Raw genomic sequence first — 19,885 nt, 5'->3', positions numbered from 1 at the left:
TAATTTTAATTAGGCTTTGATTTTTTAAGGGAGTTGATGATAGACTCAATGCGCATTGCGTTATCAATTGCTTTGTCCTTGACAAAATGGATTTGCACGGCTTTGGCTAAGTACAAATTGTGTGCTAACACGCGGCTAAACACCCCTTTGGCCTGGTTAAAGGCACCCACCACGCGGTCAATTTGCTCACGGTTATAACAGTCTAGGTAAACTGTTACATGGAGTAAATCATCCGATAGTTTCACGTGGGTTACATGACCGGTTTTGACCGTTTCGTTGTAGATTTCGTGAATAACAGTGCGGTTAATTAAACGAATAATGTCGTTTTCCAGACGTTCCTTTTTGTAACTAGCCATCGTTAACTTTTGGACTTGACCTCCTGCTTTTCGTACACCAAGATAATGTCGCACACCTGAATGTCCTCACACCCATTAATAACAATACCGCAGTTCTTCCCCGCTTCCATCTGGTTGACCGGGTTCTTTTCACTCTTCAATGAGTCCACCCGGCCTTCATAGATGGTTTCGTTACGGCGTAACAGCTTACACAAGGCGCCCCGTTTAACCTTACCTGTTTTAACTAAGGTACCAGCAATGTGCCCCACCTTGGAGTGGTACCAGAGTTGTAACACTTCAGCACGCCCCAGTTCCACGTCTTCGTACACTGGTTCTAACTGGCCCTTTAAGATGTTTTCGATCTCTTCCGCTAACTTAGGGATGTGGTAGTGGACATCGACCTTCACTCCTTGAAGACTAGCAATGTTCTTAACAACTTGACTTAAACCGAGGTTCAAGCTAAACAGTAATGCCCCGGACGCCTTGGCTAACATAATGTCGTTTTCCGAGATTAAACCAACACCTGAGTGGATAATGTTGACGCTCATCCCCGGCACATCAATGCTCTGCATAGCTTGTTTAATGGCCGCTAAACTACCATCACTGTCAACCTTAAAAATCAGATTTAAAACCTTAATTTCCTTGCTCTTAATCTTTTGTTTGAGCACCTCGTTAATTTGGGTGGTATTGAGCTTTTGTTTTTGCTGTTCGCGGAACTTATTGGCAATTAACTTCGCATCCTTTTCATCGTCAAAGACAATGAATTTTTCCCCAGCAACTGGGACAATGTCAAACCCCGAAATTTGTACTGGTTTAGAGGGCATAGCTTCTTGGAGATGGACTCCGTTTTCGTCTTGCATGGTACGAACCTTACCCCAAGCGGGACCCAAGACAACGATGTCACCAATCTTTAGGGTACCACGTTTAACAATAATGGTAGCGGTGGGACCCAACCCCTTGGTGGTTTGCACCTCAATCGCATAACCCGATGAGTGGGCGTTAAAGTTGGCCTTGTAATCTTCCACTTCCGCTACTAACAGAATACTGTCCAAGAGCTCCTGGATCCCCTCTTTGGTTAAGGCACTGCCCTTGACAAAGATGGTATCACCACCCCATTCTTCAGGGACTAAATCAAACTTGTTGAGCTGTTGGATCACCATGTCGGGGTTAGCGGTTGGTTTATCCATCTTGTTAATAAAGACAATGATCGGGGTTTTGGCACTCTTGGCGTGGGAAATCGCTTCCTCAGTTTGTTGTTTTAAGCCATCATCACCCGCTACCACTAAGACAACAATGTCAGTCACTTGAGCACCACGGGCGCGCATGCCGGTAAAGGCTTCATGACCGGGGGTATCAATGAAGGTAATCGTTTTGCCCTCCTGGTTTTTGACCTGGTACGCCCCAATCTTTTGGGTAATGCCACCAAACTCTTTGGCTGCTGTATTAGTTTGGCGAATGGCGTCTAACAAGGATGTTTTCCCGTGATCCACGTGACCCATAATGGTAACGATCGGGGGTCTTGGACTTAACTGGGTGGGATCATCGTCAAACTTAATGTTGGAGATAATGTTGTCGTGGGTGATTTCGGTTTCTACCTTAAAGTCAAAGCCAAAGTTAACACAAGCGTCAGCTAGTTGTTCGGTCGATAACACCGAATTTAAGGTTAAGGGAACCCCATTTAAAAAGAAGTGCTTGATGATGTTGGCCGTCGGAATATTGGTTTTGAGACAAAACTCACTAACAGTGAGTGGTCCCTTATAGACAAAGACACCATCTTTAACACCGGTTTTTACCTGGCGAAACTGTTGTTTGGCACTCGTTTTAGCCCGGTTGTCAAACTTATTCTTTTGAAAATGACGTGGTTTATGCTTTGACATCGCTTTCCCTTTCCTTTAAACAAGCAATAATGTGATCTAGCTCTGCGTCAGAACAGCTTACCTTTAAGCGTTTTTGTAACAGTGCTTTAAAGTTTTTCCGCTCCAGTTTTAAAGCAGCTACACTTAAATAATACCCCCGACCTGGTAGTGTTTGCGCTAAATCCACCCGTAGTTGATGCTCTAATTTTACAAGACGCAAAAGTAGCGGCTTAGCAAAAGACTTTCTGGTAACTAAACATTGGCGCCAACTTTGCATAGTGTGAAATGGTTAGATTAACGACTAGAGATCGTCAAAGTTATCAAAGGTTTGTTTCGTTTGTGGGGTGTTAGTTTTAGCGCTTGACTTTTCTGGTTTAGTCTTACTGTCATCCGCTTCAACCGTAATCGAAAAGACTGATTTTGGTTTAACCACTGGCTTGGGCTTATTGACCTTGGGGATTGGCTTAGGTGTAACGCTTACTGGTGGTGGTACTGGCTCAACTTTAGTTGGTGCGGGAGTTGGTTGGGGTGCAGGGGTTGGGGTTGGAGCAGCTACCTTAGGGGTTGCTTCGAGGTTAAGTTCTTGTTGTAATTGCAACTCGGGTTTAGTTGCTTCCTGCTTGATTTGCTTGACCCGTTTGGCTTCCGCTTGCTTTGCTAGATCGACTATGATCTCATCATCAACCACATTGGCCTTCGAAGTGTAAAACACCTTATCAGATGCGAGCTGTTGGTTGTTGTTGCGTGGATTGTTGGAGATCTTGTCGCGGCGCTTTTTGATGCCAAAAATACCTTGGGGTTGAAAGTTGACCCGGGTGTATTCAATCCCTTGTTCAGCGGCATCTTTTTCGGTGTAAACGTCCACACTACTCCAACCCGTTAGGTTACTAATTAAGCGAATGTTAATTCCTTTAAAACCAAAGACGTTGGCAATCTGGTTGGCGGGTACCACGATTTCAATGCTGGTATCGCGCTCATCGTCTTGAAGGATGTTGTAACCGACCACTTCAGCCGGTAAAACAGCGTTGACCAAGAACTTTAACTTGTCCTCATTTCAGATGACAATATCAATGATCTCACCGTTAAACTCTTCACTAATGCCGCGAATGCGCTCGCCCTTGGGACCCAAAATGGCCGCAATCGGATCAACTACTGGGTCTTTGGAAATCACGGCCACCTTAGACTTGGTACCAGGAGAGCGTTCCATCTTTTTAATTTCGATCGTACCGTTAGCAATTTCGGGAGTGTTGGAATTTAGCAAGAATTCCAGTAAACGCGAATCACTCCTGGAAAGCGTAATTGGTCACATCGAAGATTGCTTTTGGATTTCCTTAATCACAAAGAGGTACTTCTTGCCAATATCTAGCTTTTCGCCCTTACTCAACTCACGTTTAGGCATGTAACCCTTGGTGGTTTCCAAGTTAACAATGTAACCCTTCAATCCACCATCTTTGTTCGTATCAATGTCCTCTACTCTAGCTTCAATTACCTGACCGACTTCATTAATGAAGTCACTCATCACCGTTTTAAAAGCTGTTTCGTTAATCTTTTGGTTGAAGAGTAATACCATTTTGCTAATGAGATCGCCCTTAATGTCTTTGAGTGAAACCGGTTTGCGCAACACCCCGCCAACTTCTAGGTTCGGATTGAGCTTCTTAGCCTCACTTAAAGGCATTTCCAAAAAGTCATCATAATCCTCATTGTTATCATCTACAACATCGAAGAGCTGTTCAATTTGCATTAAGCCCTTGTTAAAGTCAATGTTGACTTCCACATTGACATAGTTCAAATGCTTCTTGTATGTTTGTTCTAATGCTGTTTTAAGACACAAAACAACATCATCGATGGCTAAATTCTTGGTCTCGGCAACGTTCTTAATCAGTTGTAACAAAGGATTGGTAAAGTGATTTGATTGATTGTTCATAATGTGATAAAGTGGGCAAATAAAAAAGAAGTGCCTAGCGACACTTCTCTTAAATGACGAGAAATATATCGTTTAATTATATTTCTTCAAACTCATTTTCGCTGTGAGTTAGACAATTTCTAAGCTTTTGCAACACACCACCTGGATTGAGTTTTCACTCGTCTAACCAAATGTTAACGAGGTTCCATTTCCGCTTTTTCAAAAATTGTTCGCGGTAAATAATGTTTTCACTCACTTCCTTTCTGGAGTGGGGTAAAGCAGGGTTAAAGTCAACCGCTAGGTAAGGGTTTTCGTTAAAGTAAAAGACAAAGCTAAAGCTGTATGCACCCTCATTGACATTGCGTTTAATCGTAAACTGCTCACCAAAAATAAGTTCCAACTCATTAAAGAACTGGTTCTCCAATTCCAATTCGTACTTGGCCTTGGGTGCTTGTTTTTGGGTTGCTTGGAAGTCTAAGCTCTCACCCTGGTTGTTGGCCATTGCCTCACAGTACAGTAAGTATTCCACCAATAACTTACTACCCAAGGAATTGGAGCTCAAACCATTGTAATCACTAGCACGGTTAGTCTTGAACAGTTCAATCCGCTGCTTAGCACGGGTAATCGCTACATTCAAACGGTTCTCCCCACCTTGCTTGGAAATCGGGCCATAGCTGTTGACAGAACGGTCATAGCCCAACGAGAAGATAATAATGTCCCGTTCATCACCCTGAACGTTTTCAATGTTTTTGACAAACAAACCGACATACTCGCCCTGAGCGTTCACCCGGTCACGTCACTCATTGAGTAGCGGATTGTTCTGCTTGTCAATCATGTACTCAATTAACTCGGCCTGATTTTTATTGAAACAGATCACCCCTAATGATTTTTGATATTCCGCAGTTTGGGTCAACTGTTCTAAGCGTTGTACGACATCGCGTGCTTCTTGAAGGTTACGGTTGTTCCGTCAAATACCATCGATGACATCATGGACAATAAAGACCTGCTTGTCAGCGGTTGCTTTATTCATAAAGATGAGCTCGTTGTTATAAATGCGGTTATTAGTAAAGGCAATTAGGTTAGCGGAATCACTGCGGTAGTGGAATTTGAGCAGCGTTAAAATGCGCGAACGGTTCTTCAAAAAGTGTAGTAACGAAGTCGAGTGCACCGCAGCTTCAACGTTACCATCTTCAAACTCTTCATCCACATCATACTCAGCCCGGGCTTGGAAGAAATTGGATGGTTTTAATTGTTTGGTGTCTCCAGCAATAATGTACTTAGCGCCACGGTATAAGATTGGAATGGCACGTTCTAGATAAACCTGGCTAGCTTCATCAATCACCACATAGTCATACAAACGGCGCTGGTTCGGGGTTAATAAGGCGGCTGATTCAAACGTCATAATGTGGACGGGGAATAGCTTTGATAACAGTGCAAAGTTCTTCTTAAACCACCAGGTAATTTCCTTTAAAACAGGGTTTTTGGCTTCCCGACAGATATCCAATAGTTCATTCTTATTGGTTTGGTACAACTCAAAGAAGTTGGCTAAAATGGTAGCTTTGAGAATCCGTTTACAACTAACTACATACTGCTCAATTTTGCTTAAGTAGCTTTGCTTAGCCTTAACCAATTGCTTTTGGGTTTGTACGAGATTTTCCAACAGTGTTTGCGCGTGTGTTTGAATGAATCAAGAAAAGAAAAAAGGCTTGGCGTTTTGTGCTAGTTTGTTAGCTAAATTGAGCTTAATTGTTTCAAACTTAGCAGCCGATTTAAAACGTTGCAAGCTGTTGTACTTAGCAACGTCTTGCTGGAGTTGGTGCAACTGCTTTTGCCCGCGTTCAGTGGGGGTATAGAGCAATACCCGCTTCGGTTTGATTATGCTGTTGTTCTGCTCGAAGTAATCCAACACATAGCACAACACGCGGATGTTCTTTCTTTTTTCCAGTAAGTCTTTTAAAGCGTAGAAGTTATCGATGTTTTGCCAGCGTTTGCTCAGTTCCGCTTTAAACGCTAAGTAAGTTAAGTGTTTTTCTAATCAAACTTGTGAGGAAAATACCCGCACTCATTCATCAAAACGATCGTGTTCCTTGATCTTAATGTAACTGACATCAAGTATTGGAAAACTACTTAGGATTTCCTTGAAGGAATAGCTCTGGTTACCCGAATTAATTTGGGTATCGTAAATGTTTTGAAGGTTAGTGAATTCACTTAGGATCTTATCAACCCACTGCCCGTCAAACACCGGCATTTCGTTAACTAAATCCTTCTTGGAAAAGTTATCGGTAAAGAAGCTTTCATAATCAGCGAACTGGCTGTAAAAGCGCTTCTTCTCACTCGCTACCGAAGCATTAAATAAGGCAATGTGCTTAAAGCTACCTAGCCGGTTGTAAACGACATCTAAGGCAGTTACCTTTTCTGACACAAACAACACCTTCTTTTTGTTTAAAGCGAGGTTGACCAAGATGTTGACAATCGTTTCACTCTTACCAGTACCAGGTGGACCTTCAATAATGACATCCCCATCAAATGCCTGTTTGACAGCGTACTGCTGGAAGATGTCTAAGTGGCTAAAGAGGTAAGTGCCCTTTAAGTTAAAGTTTTCACGAAACTCACGGTTGTCGTATAAGAGATCGCGGCGATCCTTTAACAATTCATCCAAAACATCAGGATCAGTGTTTAGAATTTCGTTAAAGTTTTGGAACAGTTGATCCCCCTTAACGTCAAAGATTCCTAAAAGAACGTTATTAGTGAGGAAGTTAGTCCGTTTTTCAGTGTTAAAGTCACTCTTAGCCTTTTTGGAAAAACTTTTTAACTCCGAGGTGAGTGGCATCCGAAATTGGTATTCCAACTCACGAAAGATTTCCAATGCCTGGTTAATATCAACCTTAGTGGTGTCATAGTTATTTTTAAACAAGCTGTTACGCTTGTTAATTTCAACCCCGATGATGGTCGGATTTAAAAAGATTTCCTCGCGGTTTATTTCCAATCAAAAGCGTTCAAGTCGTGGTGCTACTTTTAACTTAACCCCCACATAGAGTAAAGGAGCACGAAAGACATCGTTAAACTCGTTAATGCCCTCAATTACTGGTAAACCTAAAAAGAGACTTTCCGAACCAGTTTCGCGAAAGTGTTTGCGCGTTTGCTTGTAAAAGCGACTAAGTTCAGTTTGGAAGTGTTTGTAAACATTACCTTCAATGCCAAACAACTGTCGTGCATCCTCGCCATCAATTTCCTTTAACCTTGTTAAGTTAAATTCGAGTTTTTCTTGTTGATTTATAAGATCAACTAACCCATTAATGGAAGTATTCTTTAAATCCGAACAACATTTAATTAGTTCAGCAATATCTAAGATGGTGCTGGTAGTTTGGGCTAGCCAGAAACTAACAGCCTTAGTTTTGGCGTTAACCAGCCGGTTTTTGAGTCACTGTCAGTCGTTCATGGAGTCGTCTAAATTGCTTTAAAGCATTATTTGATTATAAAGCGCTAGCTTTATGAAACCCTTGACTGGACTGCAAAAGTGATTAGCTAAATATCACTACCTAAAGTTGCAATAAAGTTTTGAACAAACTTTTCAAAAGATGCTTTAGAGCTTACTGCTGCGTTAAAAGTGGCACCTATTCCATCACGGAAACGACCACTCCTAAAGTCACTTGGGTCACTGTAACTTACTATTTGATCGGTACTAATACCTCTAAATAGTTCCAAGGCCTTTTCGGTGTAGAGGTTAGTTTGTTTACCTCTACCATTGCTTTTACTATCTTTTTGATCGCTGCCTTCTTTCTTTTCATTCTTTTGCTCAAAAATTTCCTTGAGTGGCAAGATATAAGAAGCCGATTCAGCAAAGAATTCAGCTGCGGTTTTATTAGTTTGTTCTTTACCTTTTCCCTTACCCTCTCAAGTTTGCGGACTGTTTAAGAATCAATCCACAAACTTTTGTGTTTCTGCATTTTCCTTTTCGTTGGCGTGAATTCCAATGATATTCGGACCTTGGGTGATGGTTACTTTGTTAGTGTCAGTACTTTTGTACTTAGAGGGTGCTGGTAAAACAATGGCTTCATTGGACTGCAAAGTATTCGATTTATCGAGTGTTTCTTCAGTGGCACCAACAATAATTTTGCGGTCAAAATTTCGATCAGATGTAAGTTTGTCAATTGGGAAAATGTGTTTGTTGTCTTCGTGAACATTGCCAGTGGTAGTGTAACCGATGATTTTGGGTTGTTTTTGTTCTGTTACACTTTTACTTTGTATTTGTGTCTGTTCTGTGGTAGATTCGCCACTCTTCTTATCTTCTTTTTTAGCCGCACTTTCTAGTTGTTCCACAATAGTTTTGTTATCTATAAGAATTGCATTTTCGCCTTTATTTTTTCCAGATGGAATTGAGTTTTTATAAAGGTAAATAGTTGTTTCTTCACCTCCGTTTTTGCCTTGATTTTGAGCGCCTTCGCCTTTTTTGCCTTGATTTTGAGCGCCTTCGCCTTTTTTGCCTTGGTTTTGGTCTCCACCACTAGTTTTGCCTGTTTCGGCTTTAGTGCTTGATTTGGAACTTGAAGATTTAGATTTATTAGAGCTTTTTATTTTGAAAGTGCCTAAAAGATTGGCTTCATTATTTGTGGTTTGATCGCCACTCTCTCCACCACTTTGACTATTATTTTCAGGCGCATAAATTGCTTGAGTAAATCCAGGAAACTCAATAAAATTACCGCCATCAAACTTCAAGCGCTTTGAGTTTTCACCAGCAAACGAGTAGAAGAAGCCGGAAGTCGAGGAAATACTGTAAGCTAATTGGTGAAACTTTTGGAAGTTCGATGAATAAGAACCACCCTTATTAACAAAGAGACCATTGCTGTCAATCAAGCCTTTGTAATCACCATAAACTTTTTGTAAGTTTTGGTAAGAAGTGCCTTTATTCTTAAAGTTACTAAAGTCAGCCCGACCGTTTGCAACCTTATAAAAGAAGTTGTCATAGTTACCGCCACCTGCAGCAAAAACAGAGGTAAATAAGGAGTTAGGAGTGCTATCGATTCCCAGAACACCTTGAATATCGGTGCCCTTTTTATTGGTGTTAGTGTTTATATTGCTAAATGACTTAGCTACCCTATTAGAAAAGTCAAGCAAATCGTGTCAGTTTTCAAACACACTGGCTTTGAAGGTGTAATCTTTTAAACCACCTTCAACCTCCTGATATTTACCCCAAGTCTTTTCTATCGCCTGGTCGCTTTGATTAGCATCGTTACTATTGTCAGTAGGTTGAGTTTGAGTGCTCATTTGTTTAGAACTACTTAAATTTCTTTTTCTTCTTGAAGAACTCGTTTTCTTACCGTTTTCTTTTGCCTTGTTTTCTATTTCTTCTCAAAGTTTCTTTGTAGATTCATTTTCTTTATCAATCTTCAAAGGTTTTGTTACTCCATTATTATTTGTTGTTCCACTACCAGAAGCTGCTGTTCTTTGCACCGAAGTGACAGAACTAACCTTTCCTTGTGCACTATTCAAAATATAGTGCAAAACGGGTCCATTAATCGATAAAACTTCGGTGGATAAAGAAACCGGAATGCCATAAATGCCCTTTTTGGAAATGGCACTAATACGGTTGTTGAAATCCAAAAAACGGTCAGCTAACTTATCAGTTTTAACCTTATCAAAAGGTAGTTCCATCCCAACACGTCCCAAAGTGGAAACTAAGTCGGGATAGTTCAAGATGAGGTTATAAAAATTAGTCGTGTCTTTAACGTTAACTCGGGTTTGTAGATCAGTCCGCCCGCCATCATAACCGCCAGCAATTTGGGTAATTTCAATGGGGTAATCATTTACGCCTTTAACCTTGTTGTACTTTTCAACAACTTTTTGTAAAGCTGTTGACGCACTTCTGGAAGTTAAAGATGAAGCTAGCTTAATCTTGCCATCATCAACTTGGTTAAATTTGCCCCTTGCCCCACAGGCAGCTAAAATGGCCGAAACGCCCAAAAGACAACTAAAAACAATAGCGCCGTACTTAAATTTCATAAACACTAGAAACCCGAAATTTAGAGAAATATTAACAAAGTTTGTAGATGTTTAACCCTTGAAATTTACTAGTTTGAGTTACTGAAGTAAAAGTATTTTTAAAAGCAAATTTTGACTGTTTTTAATTAATTAAAAGTTGAATGTTTAAATGGTTCTACTCAGTGTGTTATTATTTTTTTTTGAAATTACTTTTAAAACCAATTTTGGTCGTTAAATCGTTTTAGCTTTTTTGTGAATAAAAATACCAAAAACAGTTTAGCTGCTGGTATTTTTAGCTTAAAACTATTTAGGTGGATCGATTTTGTCTAAACGAGTTTCCATTGAATCGAGACGACCATCCATAGAGTCCAAACGAGTTTCCATTGAATCGAGTCGTTTACCAAAATCAGTCAAAGTGTTTCCGATTGATTCCAGACTCTTAAGCACAAGGCTTTCAAAGCGATCCATGCGCGCGTTAAATTCAACTCTTTGTGCTTTTTGCTCCGCTTGAAGTTCTTTAATTTGTTTTCCTTGGAGGAACACAATTTGAACTAGCTGACTAATTTGCTCACCTTGGGCAGCCAAAGTAGTTTCAATCTTTATGAGCCGTTGGTCGTTTGAGTCTTTATATTCGTTAAACTGCTTTTGGGTAACATAACCACTTTTTCGTTTTTCCATATGGTTTAAATTGCCATTAAATTCCATGTCGTAGCTACCATCAGGTAACTCTTCTTCCCAAACATGACAATTATTAATCTTATCTTTGTTGAGTCTTTTCTTAAACAAAGTAAGTGAAATTGTGCGTTTAATGGTGAAGACCTCCTTTATTATTGATTGGAAAAACGTAAAAATGTTTAAGGAGGTGGTTCATCACTGGTCACTGAACGAGTTTGAAACCTAATTGGAAGTTGTTAATTTTTAATTTAAACATTATGAGTCTTTACACTAACTAAATTGCTTAAAGTTAGTAAAGACACCAAAATAACTTCAAAACTTTTTTGAAAGTAAAAGTTCCTATTAATAGTTAGAAGGGATTACAAACCCAAATTGCAAAATATTCAAACTTTTTGACTACTTTGAAAATCTTTCTCAATTTATTTAGTGGGAGCAGGCAGAGTGACTTGTGTTGAAAAAACGAGCCTGCTCCCGCTGATTTAAATAAATTTAGTAAATTCATAGTTTTGCCTCTACATCAAACTAACAGCTTTTGTTAGTTTTCAATCGTCAAAAATATTTTGGAGCTGTCTGCCTTTCACCTTAGGTGGATGGCTTTTTTTATCCCCATAACTGTTGAGTGGACTGGCATTAATTAAGGACGCAATTTTGGCGGAAGCCTTTTGGTCGGACTTGACCGGATAAGTCGTTTGCACTGCCTCCGTATTCTTACTCCCCCCTTTCATCCCACTCACCGGGGTCACATACGCAAAGGTGTCGAGCAGGGTAAACAAGCCGTTAATCGGGCCGTTGAGCCCGGCCGTGTTTTCCACCAAGGCCTTACCCCCCAGCACTGTCCAACCCGGCCGTGGTCGACCAGGTGAGCGCTTGGTTGTAGGTCGAAGCGTTCGTATCAGTCGCATATCATACCCCACCGCGCCGGCTCGAAAGGCCGCAAAGACGAGGTGGTCGGCCACAACGTCAAGGCCACTGATGAGGTAGGCGGGTTGATGTAACAGCGCTTTTTTAAAGTTATGCGAGTCGGTGGCGCTGGTTTCATTGAAACCAAGCTGATTCTCCACAAACTCCTTCTGCTTGTCGGTGCCCCAGTTCAACTCGGTGTGGGCTCATCAAGTACCCCTTCCGGACGTGGTTCGCTCATCCACGACCCAATACCACAAACTCGGTACCGCGTTCGAACCCATCACAACGATCTGGCCATTTAAGTAAGCGAGTTGGGCGGTTGAAGTATGGTATAACTGGGTGATTACATTCGGTAGATCTTCATTTGTGGAAGACGATTGCCGGGTCGCTGCTTGGACTGAAACACCACCAGCAGCACGGGTAGCGATTCCAGTACTTGTTTTCCCCCGCCCACGTTTCCAAAGATGGCACTATCACCCCCATCTGGTGCAGGGCCTGGGTGGTGTTGAGGTATTTTTGGAATTTGTTGTCGGTTGTGCCTTGGCCTTGAGAACCAGAAGAGTCACTTTTTTGGACAGCAACAGTAGTGGAGCGCTGGGCAAGCGATACCAATCCATTGTTATCACCTGATTGCTGACTGTCTGTGACTGCAGCCATTTGACTCCCGGTTGATCCCACCAACGGGGCATCACTTTCCGCCGTTGTTTTTTCCGAACTGTTCCAAGAGCTCTCATCCTTCCCCTTGCCATCCTTGGTCGAATCCAGGGGTTCATACACCGGTCAAGCTTCATTTAGCTTCCGGTACGCGCGGCCCTTATCGAGCTTAAAGCCGGTGACGACTTTGGGTCCGGGGTTGTTTTTAAGGACTTTTTGGGAACGTTGGGAATTCCAACTCGATTCTTGACCCGAACCAAAATGAACCGTATCCTGAGCAGCCCCATTCACCCGGGCTAACCCCGCATTGGGCGTGTAAGGGGTCACGGGTTGTTCGACGAGGAGGTCTTGGAGGGTGGTGTAGAGGGAGCCACTGTTAGTTGTGGTGGAGTCCCCTGCTCCCGATTCGTTTTTAACGTAGGGCAACTCTAACTTAATCTTCCGTTCAAACACCCACGTGGCCCTGGGCGCGGCTTGGAAGATGAGGATGTAGCTGGCGAAGTCTTGGGAGTTAGACCCGGAAGTGTCAGAAGATCCACTCTGCGAGCCATTAAGTGCCTTCTGTGATTCTTGGGTATCAAAACTCAAGGCATTTTGATTCGTATCTTGGTTATTAGAATCCGAACTCGTCCCATCATTAAACTTCACCCTGACCAACGCTGAGCGGACCAGCGCCACTAACTTGGTATCACCCACCCGCTTTCAGTCCACGAGTTCGTATGAGGGGTTTAGTGAAAGAATAAAAATACCAACAGCCATGCATTAACTGCTGGTATTTTATACTGCTAGCTTTTTCTCTGCTCTTTTAAGAATTCAATAAACTGATTTAAAAACAATTCAAGCTCTAAAGACATTTTATCTGGCTTCCTTTGAGTGTTTGAATCTTTGTCTTTAATGTTCATCGTTACATAAATTTCATTAACTCCATCAGCAGTGTATTTATTACTTAATAAATAAGATAAAATTTCAGAATCACTTAATACTTCTATCATTCTTTCAACAGAAGCTTTCTCTGTAACCTTTACTTTTTTAATGGTCAAATCCTCCTTTCTTTTGATTTTTTAAAAAATAACTAACACTTGCAACTCGGTTGCCAACAGGGATCAGACGCTTTGCTGATCAATTTCAAAAATTAAAGATTTGCATTTTGCTCCTCCACTAAATAAATTGAAATGAGCTTTTGGAAGTGTCAACAAAATTGCAAAAAAGTTTTTGATGAAATTAATTTGAATAAAAATAAAAAGCCATCTGTTCAAGGCGAAAAGCAAGTGGCTAAAATTTTTCCAAGTACAACCAAGCAATCACAACAAATTACCTAATTAAATACTCCAAATAACTAAAGAGATTAATATCTGATGAGTACCCTGATGTGTTATTAGCATAGCTATCTAAAAATTGTTTCACACTTTTTTCACTAGCATCATCTTTGCCTTTTAATGATCAGCTAATTGAAGCACCAAACTCAATTCACTCTAAATTTCTTGTAGTTTCTTGTCCATCAATAACTGTTGAGTTTTTTTCTTCAGTTTTAAAATTTGCAGCCTTAAATGATTTGTTGGGATCAGGTTTGATTTTAAGGAAAAGATCGAAATAATGCTTGTCACCTTTCTTAGCAGTGAAACCACCTGAAGAATAATCTCCAAATCAATTAAAGGTATAGCTCAACTTAGCTTTAATTGATAAATCCTTAAAACTTTGGTATGTCATTTGGAAATGATCAACCTTTCGCTCCATTGTAAAAGGATCTTGGGTTTTGGGATAAGCTACTTCAAAATCAAGATCCGCAATACCTATTTCACCTTCTTCAAAGCTCTGTTTTCATGCGTCTAACAACAATTTTGTTGTATCTTTCGGATTAACTCCGTAAGACTTTTTTAAAGAAGTTATTATCTGTTGTTTGCCTTCTGAAGTTTTGATTGTTTTAGATAAATCAATATCTTGTTTAATTGTTTCTTTAAGAAGACTTTTTAGATCAGATTTAAAACTTTTTACAGGATGAACACTTTTTGTGGACTCTACTTTGCTACAAGCACTCAATACTGTTCCTAAAAGCAAAAACAAAGAAGCAAAGGAAGTTCTTGATAAAAACTTCTTTTTGTGCATCAAAAGTGAAAATAGCTTTTCTATTTTACTTTTTTTTTGGAAAACCTTTTGAGGAAAAGGAAATTAATTGAAATTTCGGGTTAACACAATCAACCTTAGCAGTGAACTGCTGTTACTTTTGCCCTTTAGATTAAGCGCAATTGAAAAGAAAAATTTTCTTTAAAATTAACGCTCAAAACCAGACCCTAAAGAAGCTTTAAAGTTTTCAAAAAACTTGTTAAAGTCAACTTTAGAACTGATGGTTGCGTTAAAAGTAGAACCAATAGTATTGCGGAACTTACCACTCCTAAAGTCACTTGGATCATTAAAACCAAGCACTTTTCCATCATTAACTTCTTTGAAGAGATCAAATGTTTGTTTAGTGAAATAGTTAGTGTTAACAGTGCTATCTTTTGTTGCACTTTGATCTGCTTTAAAGTTATTTTTTAAAGGAGTGATGTAAGAGGACTGTTCGGCAAAATATTGAGCAGCAGTTTGCTTTTTAGTTGTAGTTGAACCGCTGTTTTGCACAGATCAACTCTCTTCTTTATTGAGGTATCAGTTAATAAACTTTTGTGTTTCTTTGTCCTCTTTTTCGTTGGCATGAATTCCGACAATATTCGGGCCTTGAGTAATCATGACCTTGTGTGAATCAGTACTTTGGTACTTACCAGGTGCTGGTTTAATAATGGCTTCATTAGCTTGCAATGTGTTTGCTTGATTTAAGGTTTCCACCGTGGCACCGACAATGATTTTGCGCTCAGACTTTTCGTTATTTAGCTTCTTCACATCAAAGATATTTTTCTTATCAGCTTTCAATGAAGCAGTTGTTGTGTAGCCGATAAACTGACTAGTTGTACTTTGGTCAGTTTCACTTTTATTGCTTTGCTTAAAAGTTATAGCTGCAGTGTTAGCTTTATTTTGTGAACTACTAGTTTTAGCGGCAGTTTGTAATTGATTAATGAGTTGATTATCGCTAATTAGAATTGCATCAGTGCCTTCAGTTTTTTCTTTAGGAATCGAATCTTTATAAAGCGAAATTGTCTTTTTATCTTGACCATTTCCTTGTTTACCGTTGCTCTCACCTTTTTTGCCGTTACTCTTTTCCCTAATGTCAAAAGTACCTAAGAGATTGTCGTTATTGGTGCCACCATTCCCATCACCACTTTGACTATTATTTGTCGGTACCTTAATTTCAAGCGTATCGTTAGGATACTCAATGGCACTATCACCAAACTTTAACCGTTTAGCAGTTTCATCAGCAAAAGCATAGTTATAACCAGAGCTAGAACCTACATAAAAAGCTAACTGGTGGAACTTTTCAAAGTTAGATGAGTAAGAGCCATCTTTGCTAGCAAAAAGACCGTTGCTACCGATTAAATTCTTGTAATCGTTGTAAACCTTCTCTAAGTTTTTGTAAGAAGTACCTTTATTTGCAAAATTACGGAAATCAGCCCGGCCATTTTCTACCTTGTAAAAGAAGTTGTCATAGCTACCACCACCAGCTGCAAATACTGAAGCGAACAAAACGTTTGGTGTACTGTCTAGACCTAAAACACCTTGGATGTCAGTGCCTTTTTTATTATCGATACCACTAACTTTATCCTTAAATGATTTCGCTACCCTAGTGGCAAAATCAACCATTTCACTTTAGTTTTCAAAGACGCTTGCTTTGAAGGTATAGCCCTTAAGACCACCATCTACTTCTTGGTAATTGCCTCAAGATTTTTTGATTTCTTTATCACTTTCTGAAGCATTGCCTTCGGTTGTATTTGCAGATCCTTCTTTTAGTTGGATTAAGGATGTACTTTGTTTTGCATCTCTTTTTGTTTGTTCTTGGGTAGTTTTACCGTTAGTTTTAGCGGCTTCTTCAATCTTTTTTCATAGTTCAGTGGTTTGTTGATCGTTATTTACTGTTAACGTTCCTTCGTTACCATTGGAATTACTTGCGTTTTTCTTAGTTACTGCACCATCTTTCTTTTTTGCACTATTCAAAATATAGTGCAATACCGGCCCGTTGATTACTAGGATATCAGTTGACATTGATACCGGAATGCCGTAAATGCCTTTTCTGGAAATACCACTTATGCGGTCATTAAAGCTCAAGAAGTTTTCTGAAAACTGTGATACGTCAACGCTATCTAATGGTAGTTCCATGTTACTGCGACCTAAAGTAGAAATGGTGTCAGAATAATTCAAGATCATGTTGTAAAAGGTTGTTTTATCCTTGACACTCAACCGCGTTTGCAGATCAGATCGACCACCATCATAGCTACCGGCTATTTTGGTTATTTCAATCGGATAATCGTCCTTGGCTTTGCGACTGTTATATTTGTTGAGCACTTCTTTCAGTATCACATCGCGCTTACCGGTAAGTGAAGAAGCTAGCTTAATTTTGCCATCATCAACCTGGTCAAAACGCCCTTTAGCACCACAACTAGCCAACATCACTGCTAGACCTAAAAAGCCACTAAAAGCAACTGCACCATATTTAAATCGCATACTCAAATACCCCTGAAATTTAGGGGAATGATAAAAAATAATATTTGATTTGATGTGTCAAAAATAATTTGGCACATACAAAATAAATAAAGATAGTTTAGCGATTTATATCTAAGGAATTTTTAAAAGGTGGTTGTACCTCAGCATTTTTTAAAAATTATTGACCTTTTTGAGTTTAAACAAATGATTTTTCTCTTCAAAGTGAATAAAAATACCAGCAACTAATCTCTAAGAATAACTGCTCGAATTTTTATTTCCATTAGAACTACTTGGACTCTAGTTTGTCAAGACGGTTTTCCATTGAGTCCAAGCGGCCTTCCATTGAATCGAGTCTTTTGTGGATAGATCCAAGGCTTTCAACTACAAAATTCAAAGTTTCATTAACTTTTTGAATTTGTTGTCCTTGAGCTTCAATTTTCTCGCCCTGTTTTTCAACAGTTTGAGTCAGTTTGTTAATTTGCTCGCCGTGAACTTTTATCTGCTCACCCTGAACCATAACAATTTGAATTAGTGCTTCTAACTTTTGGTTAATGCGTGCTTCCGATTCTTTAAGATCAGTTTTAGTAGCAAACGTGTCGTGCAACTCAACCATCAGATCTTGCTTGAAATCTTTTAATTTCTGATCAAGCTGTTTATGGGTTACGTACCTAGTTTTACCGGGTGTTTTCACGATTTCTTCAAAAACTCCATTTAATGATAATTCAAGCTTACCATCGGGTCTAGTTTTGCAATTTGACTGGTAGTTTTTCGAAGTGTATTTTTGCAAAATAGCAATAATTTCCTTAAGTGAAGGTGAGTAAGACATTAAAAATCACCTCCTTTCTTTGTAAGGTTTGGAAAGTAACTAATACTTGCAGCACTGCTGCCAACGGGGATCAATACCATTGTTGATTCATTTAAAAAATTCAACATATTAATTTTTGTGTCATTGCTAAATAAATTGATCGGTTTATTTAAAGCTGCCAACAAAATTGCAAAAAGTTTTGGCTAAACAAAGGAACAAGTTGCAATTGAACTTGTTTTAAAAAGAGGTGAAGCCTCGCTAATTTAACTAATTTCATACTTTTTGGGTATTCGTTCACTAAATTGCTTAAAGTTGGTAAAGACACCAAAATAACTTCAAAACTTTTTTGAAAGTAAAAGTTCCTATTAATAAGAAAAGTTCCTATTAATAGTTAGTGACCACTCACCCGTTCAACGGGGGAGAGGTCCACACCAGATTGATCTGAGCCTGAAGAACCCCCTCCAGCACCCCCACCACTAAGCACACTGCCAATGTTACCACTACTCGTCCCAAATACCGGTGTCGTTGTTTTGAGCGATTGGGGCTGGGGCTGGGTGGAATGGTCTGTACCAAAGCTTTAGCGCAGCTTGGTGCGAACCTGGTTGGGGTCCAACAGGTTTTTTAAGCCCTGGTCGAGTTGGGTCGTGCTTTCGACTTTCTTAGGTTTAATCAAATGGAGGTAGGGGGAGGTGTTTGAACTTGACCCGGAACCCGAACTTGAGGTTGAAGAGCTGTAAGCACTCGCTTCCACCACACTCATCTGAAACGCCAAAGCATTCGGGTGCGGTGCCAAAGCTGACCCGGAAGCTTCACTTGTAGCTGCTTGCGCGGCCAACTGAGCTTGATCCGCCCACACCCCCTTTAAATCCCACACACTCTCCACGCGGCCCAGCCGGTTGACCCAACTGCCACGAAAGGCCGCTCAGGGCCGCTTGGCCCAAATTAACTCCCTTTGGTCGCTGTCACTGGCATCCAGGCCACTTAACTGGAGGCCCAAATAACCCGCGCGGGGTTTGATAAAGTCCGTGAAGCTGACCAGCCACCCGCCGAGCTGGAAGCTCAAGCTGGTACCACTGACAACGAGGTTACCGACGTCCTGGGGCGTTCAAGCCAACCCGGGGGTGATCAGGGTGGCTTTGGAATCATTATTTTGTTCGGGAATTTTAAAACCGATACCGGGTGAACTGGTCGTGTTGGACCCCGAACCACCCGCTCGCGTGTTCCCAAAATAGGTTTCCACCAACGCCGGATTCAACAACCCATTCACCTCACCGTAAGCGGGGAGGTTCAGTTTGGTTTGGTCCGACTGTAAGTCGGTGTAGGACCATTTTTGGTCGGTGGCTTGGAATTTGTTGGAATCGGACCCACTTCGATTCACCAACACCGGGATGCTGCCCAACAAGCCGCGAAGGAAGAGCTGGGCGCGATGCGCGTTGTTCTTGTTGGTGAATGACAGCGCGTTCGGTCAATCAGCGGTGGGGGTGAGGTTGGGGGGGAGGTTGGTGTAGTTGGTGGCCTCTTGTTGACCGGTCGCATTGCCGTCCTGCGTGGTTAAACTATCCCCACTCTTACTAATCTTATCCTGCTTTAACGAGTCTGGATTCCCCGCGGAGGTACCTGATTGTCCCTGCTGGCCCATCCCCGTAGCGCTTTTAAAGGTGGTGTGGTTTTCGTCACTTTGTCCACTTGAAGCCTTATCATTCCTTCACCCCGCCCCCGTTCAGAGCTGGAGGTTGGCTTGGTCGAGGGTTCTTCAAGGCGAACCGCCCACAGTCGTCGTCTGACTGCCCCCGAGGGTGGCTTGGACATTCGCTTTGAGGCCAACGCCGATGTTGGAAAACGTCGGGAAAAAGGAACGCGAACCACTTGTGTTCGTACTAGTTCCGCTGGACGACCCCGCGCTGGTTTGAGGCGCGGTTATATCATCCACGCCCCGGTGGTTATTCCCATACCTGTACCCATTCCCAATCCAGGGAATATAATCCAACACCTGGTCCAGAACAGACCCCACAAGGTTGAACCCGGTGGAGAAACGGGAAAGCGTGGGGGAGAAGTGGGATCAGGTGGTGCTAACTCTTTCAAGTTGGCTGCATCACTTCTCTCTTAGGTGGTTGATAGCACTTAGCGGACATGCGCTCGCGGCGTTGCTTGGAAACCTTGTTTAACCAGGTCTTGCGCTTTAAGGGTTTATAGTGTTTAATCTTGTGCATTG

At 41.0% G+C, this 19,885-nt stretch carries 12 protein-coding genes and 4 pseudogenes; all 16 read right to left on the bottom strand.

Features of this window, described 5'->3' with window-relative positions; translation table 4 throughout:
• Positions 1-5 precede the first annotated feature (5 nt).
• The 16 genes and pseudogenes from rbfA to F539_RS04240 all read right to left on the bottom strand — a co-directional run bounded on the left by rbfA (position 6) and on the right by F539_RS04240 (position 19,883).
• A complete protein-coding gene (rbfA, locus tag F539_RS00910) occupies positions 6-356 on the bottom strand; it encodes a 30S ribosome-binding factor RbfA (protein ID WP_010874513.1) in 351 nt (116 codons plus the stop codon).
• 2 nt (positions 357-358) lie between these two features.
• Positions 359-2,212, bottom strand: coding sequence for a translation initiation factor IF-2 (gene infB, locus F539_RS00905; protein ID WP_014325382.1), 1,854 nt, complete (start codon positions 2,210-2,212; stop codon positions 359-361).
• Positions 2,199-2,468 carry a YlxR family protein gene (locus F539_RS00900; protein ID WP_015344887.1) on the bottom strand — a complete coding sequence of 90 codons (270 nt, stop codon included), beginning with the start codon at positions 2,466-2,468 and terminating at the stop codon, positions 2,199-2,201. Before F539_RS00900 ends, infB begins: the two co-directional genes overlap by 14 nt.
• 24 nt (positions 2,469-2,492) lie before the next feature.
• Positions 2,493-4,180 (bottom strand): annotated as a pseudogene (gene nusA, locus F539_RS00895) (transcription termination factor NusA).
• 11 nt (positions 4,181-4,191) lie between these two features.
• Positions 4,192-7,533 carry an AAA domain-containing protein gene (locus F539_RS00890; protein ID WP_010874510.1) on the bottom strand — a complete coding sequence of 1,114 codons (3,342 nt, stop codon included), beginning with the start codon at positions 7,531-7,533 and terminating at the stop codon, positions 4,192-4,194.
• Positions 7,534-7,619: 86 nt separating this feature from the next.
• Positions 7,620-10,094: a P68 family surface lipoprotein gene (locus F539_RS00885; protein ID WP_014325380.1), complete on the bottom strand. Its 2,475-nt coding sequence runs from the start codon at positions 10,092-10,094 to the stop codon at positions 7,620-7,622.
• Positions 10,095-10,376: 282 nt separating this feature from the next.
• Entirely contained in the window at positions 10,377-10,859 is a 483-nt protein-coding gene (locus F539_RS00880) for a DUF16 domain-containing protein (RefSeq protein WP_014574897.1), read from the bottom strand.
• Between the two features lie 401 nt (positions 10,860-11,260).
• Positions 11,261-11,932 carry an MgpC family cytadherence protein gene (locus F539_RS04705; RefSeq protein WP_080998167.1) on the bottom strand — a complete coding sequence of 224 codons (672 nt, stop codon included), beginning with the start codon at positions 11,930-11,932 and terminating at the stop codon, positions 11,261-11,263.
• A 1,158-nt stretch (positions 11,933-13,090) separates the two neighbouring features.
• A complete protein-coding gene (locus tag F539_RS00865) occupies positions 13,091-13,345 on the bottom strand; it encodes an MPN146 family protein (RefSeq protein ID WP_017532795.1) in 255 nt (84 codons plus the stop codon).
• A gap of 271 nt (positions 13,346-13,616) precedes the next feature.
• Positions 13,617-14,408 carry a lipoprotein gene (locus tag F539_RS00860; RefSeq protein ID WP_014574894.1) on the bottom strand — a complete coding sequence of 264 codons (792 nt, stop codon included), beginning with the start codon at positions 14,406-14,408 and terminating at the stop codon, positions 13,617-13,619.
• 165 nt (positions 14,409-14,573) lie between these two features.
• A pseudogene (locus F539_RS04150) lies at positions 14,574-16,889 on the bottom strand (P68 family surface lipoprotein).
• Positions 16,890-17,154: 265 nt separating this feature from the next.
• Complete coding sequence (locus tag F539_RS00845) at positions 17,155-17,694, bottom strand: DUF16 domain-containing protein (RefSeq protein WP_014325374.1); 540 nt, start codon at positions 17,692-17,694, stop codon at positions 17,155-17,157.
• Between the two features lie 370 nt (positions 17,695-18,064).
• Positions 18,065-18,190: pseudogene (locus tag F539_RS04650) on the bottom strand (hypothetical protein); the annotation flags it as partial.
• Positions 18,166-18,246 (bottom strand): annotated as a pseudogene (locus F539_RS04645) (hypothetical protein); the annotation flags it as partial. The pseudogenes F539_RS04650 and F539_RS04645, both read right to left, overlap by 25 nt.
• Positions 18,247-18,250: 4 nt before the next feature.
• Entirely contained in the window at positions 18,251-19,663 is a 1,413-nt protein-coding gene (locus tag F539_RS00840; RefSeq protein ID WP_014574891.1) for an adhesin, read from the bottom strand.
• 79 nt (positions 19,664-19,742) lie between these two features.
• Positions 19,743-19,883 carry a hypothetical protein gene (locus F539_RS04240; protein WP_015344882.1) on the bottom strand — a complete coding sequence of 47 codons (141 nt, stop codon included), beginning with the start codon at positions 19,881-19,883 and terminating at the stop codon, positions 19,743-19,745.
• Between the last annotated feature and the right edge of the window lie 2 nt (positions 19,884-19,885).

The sequence above is a fragment of the Mycoplasmoides pneumoniae FH genome (genome assembly GCF_001272835.1).
Taxonomy (GTDB): domain Bacteria; phylum Bacillota_I; class Bacilli_A; order Mycoplasmatales; family Mycoplasmoidaceae; genus Mycoplasmoides; species Mycoplasmoides pneumoniae.
This window is presented reverse-complemented; position numbering and strand designations above follow the sequence as displayed.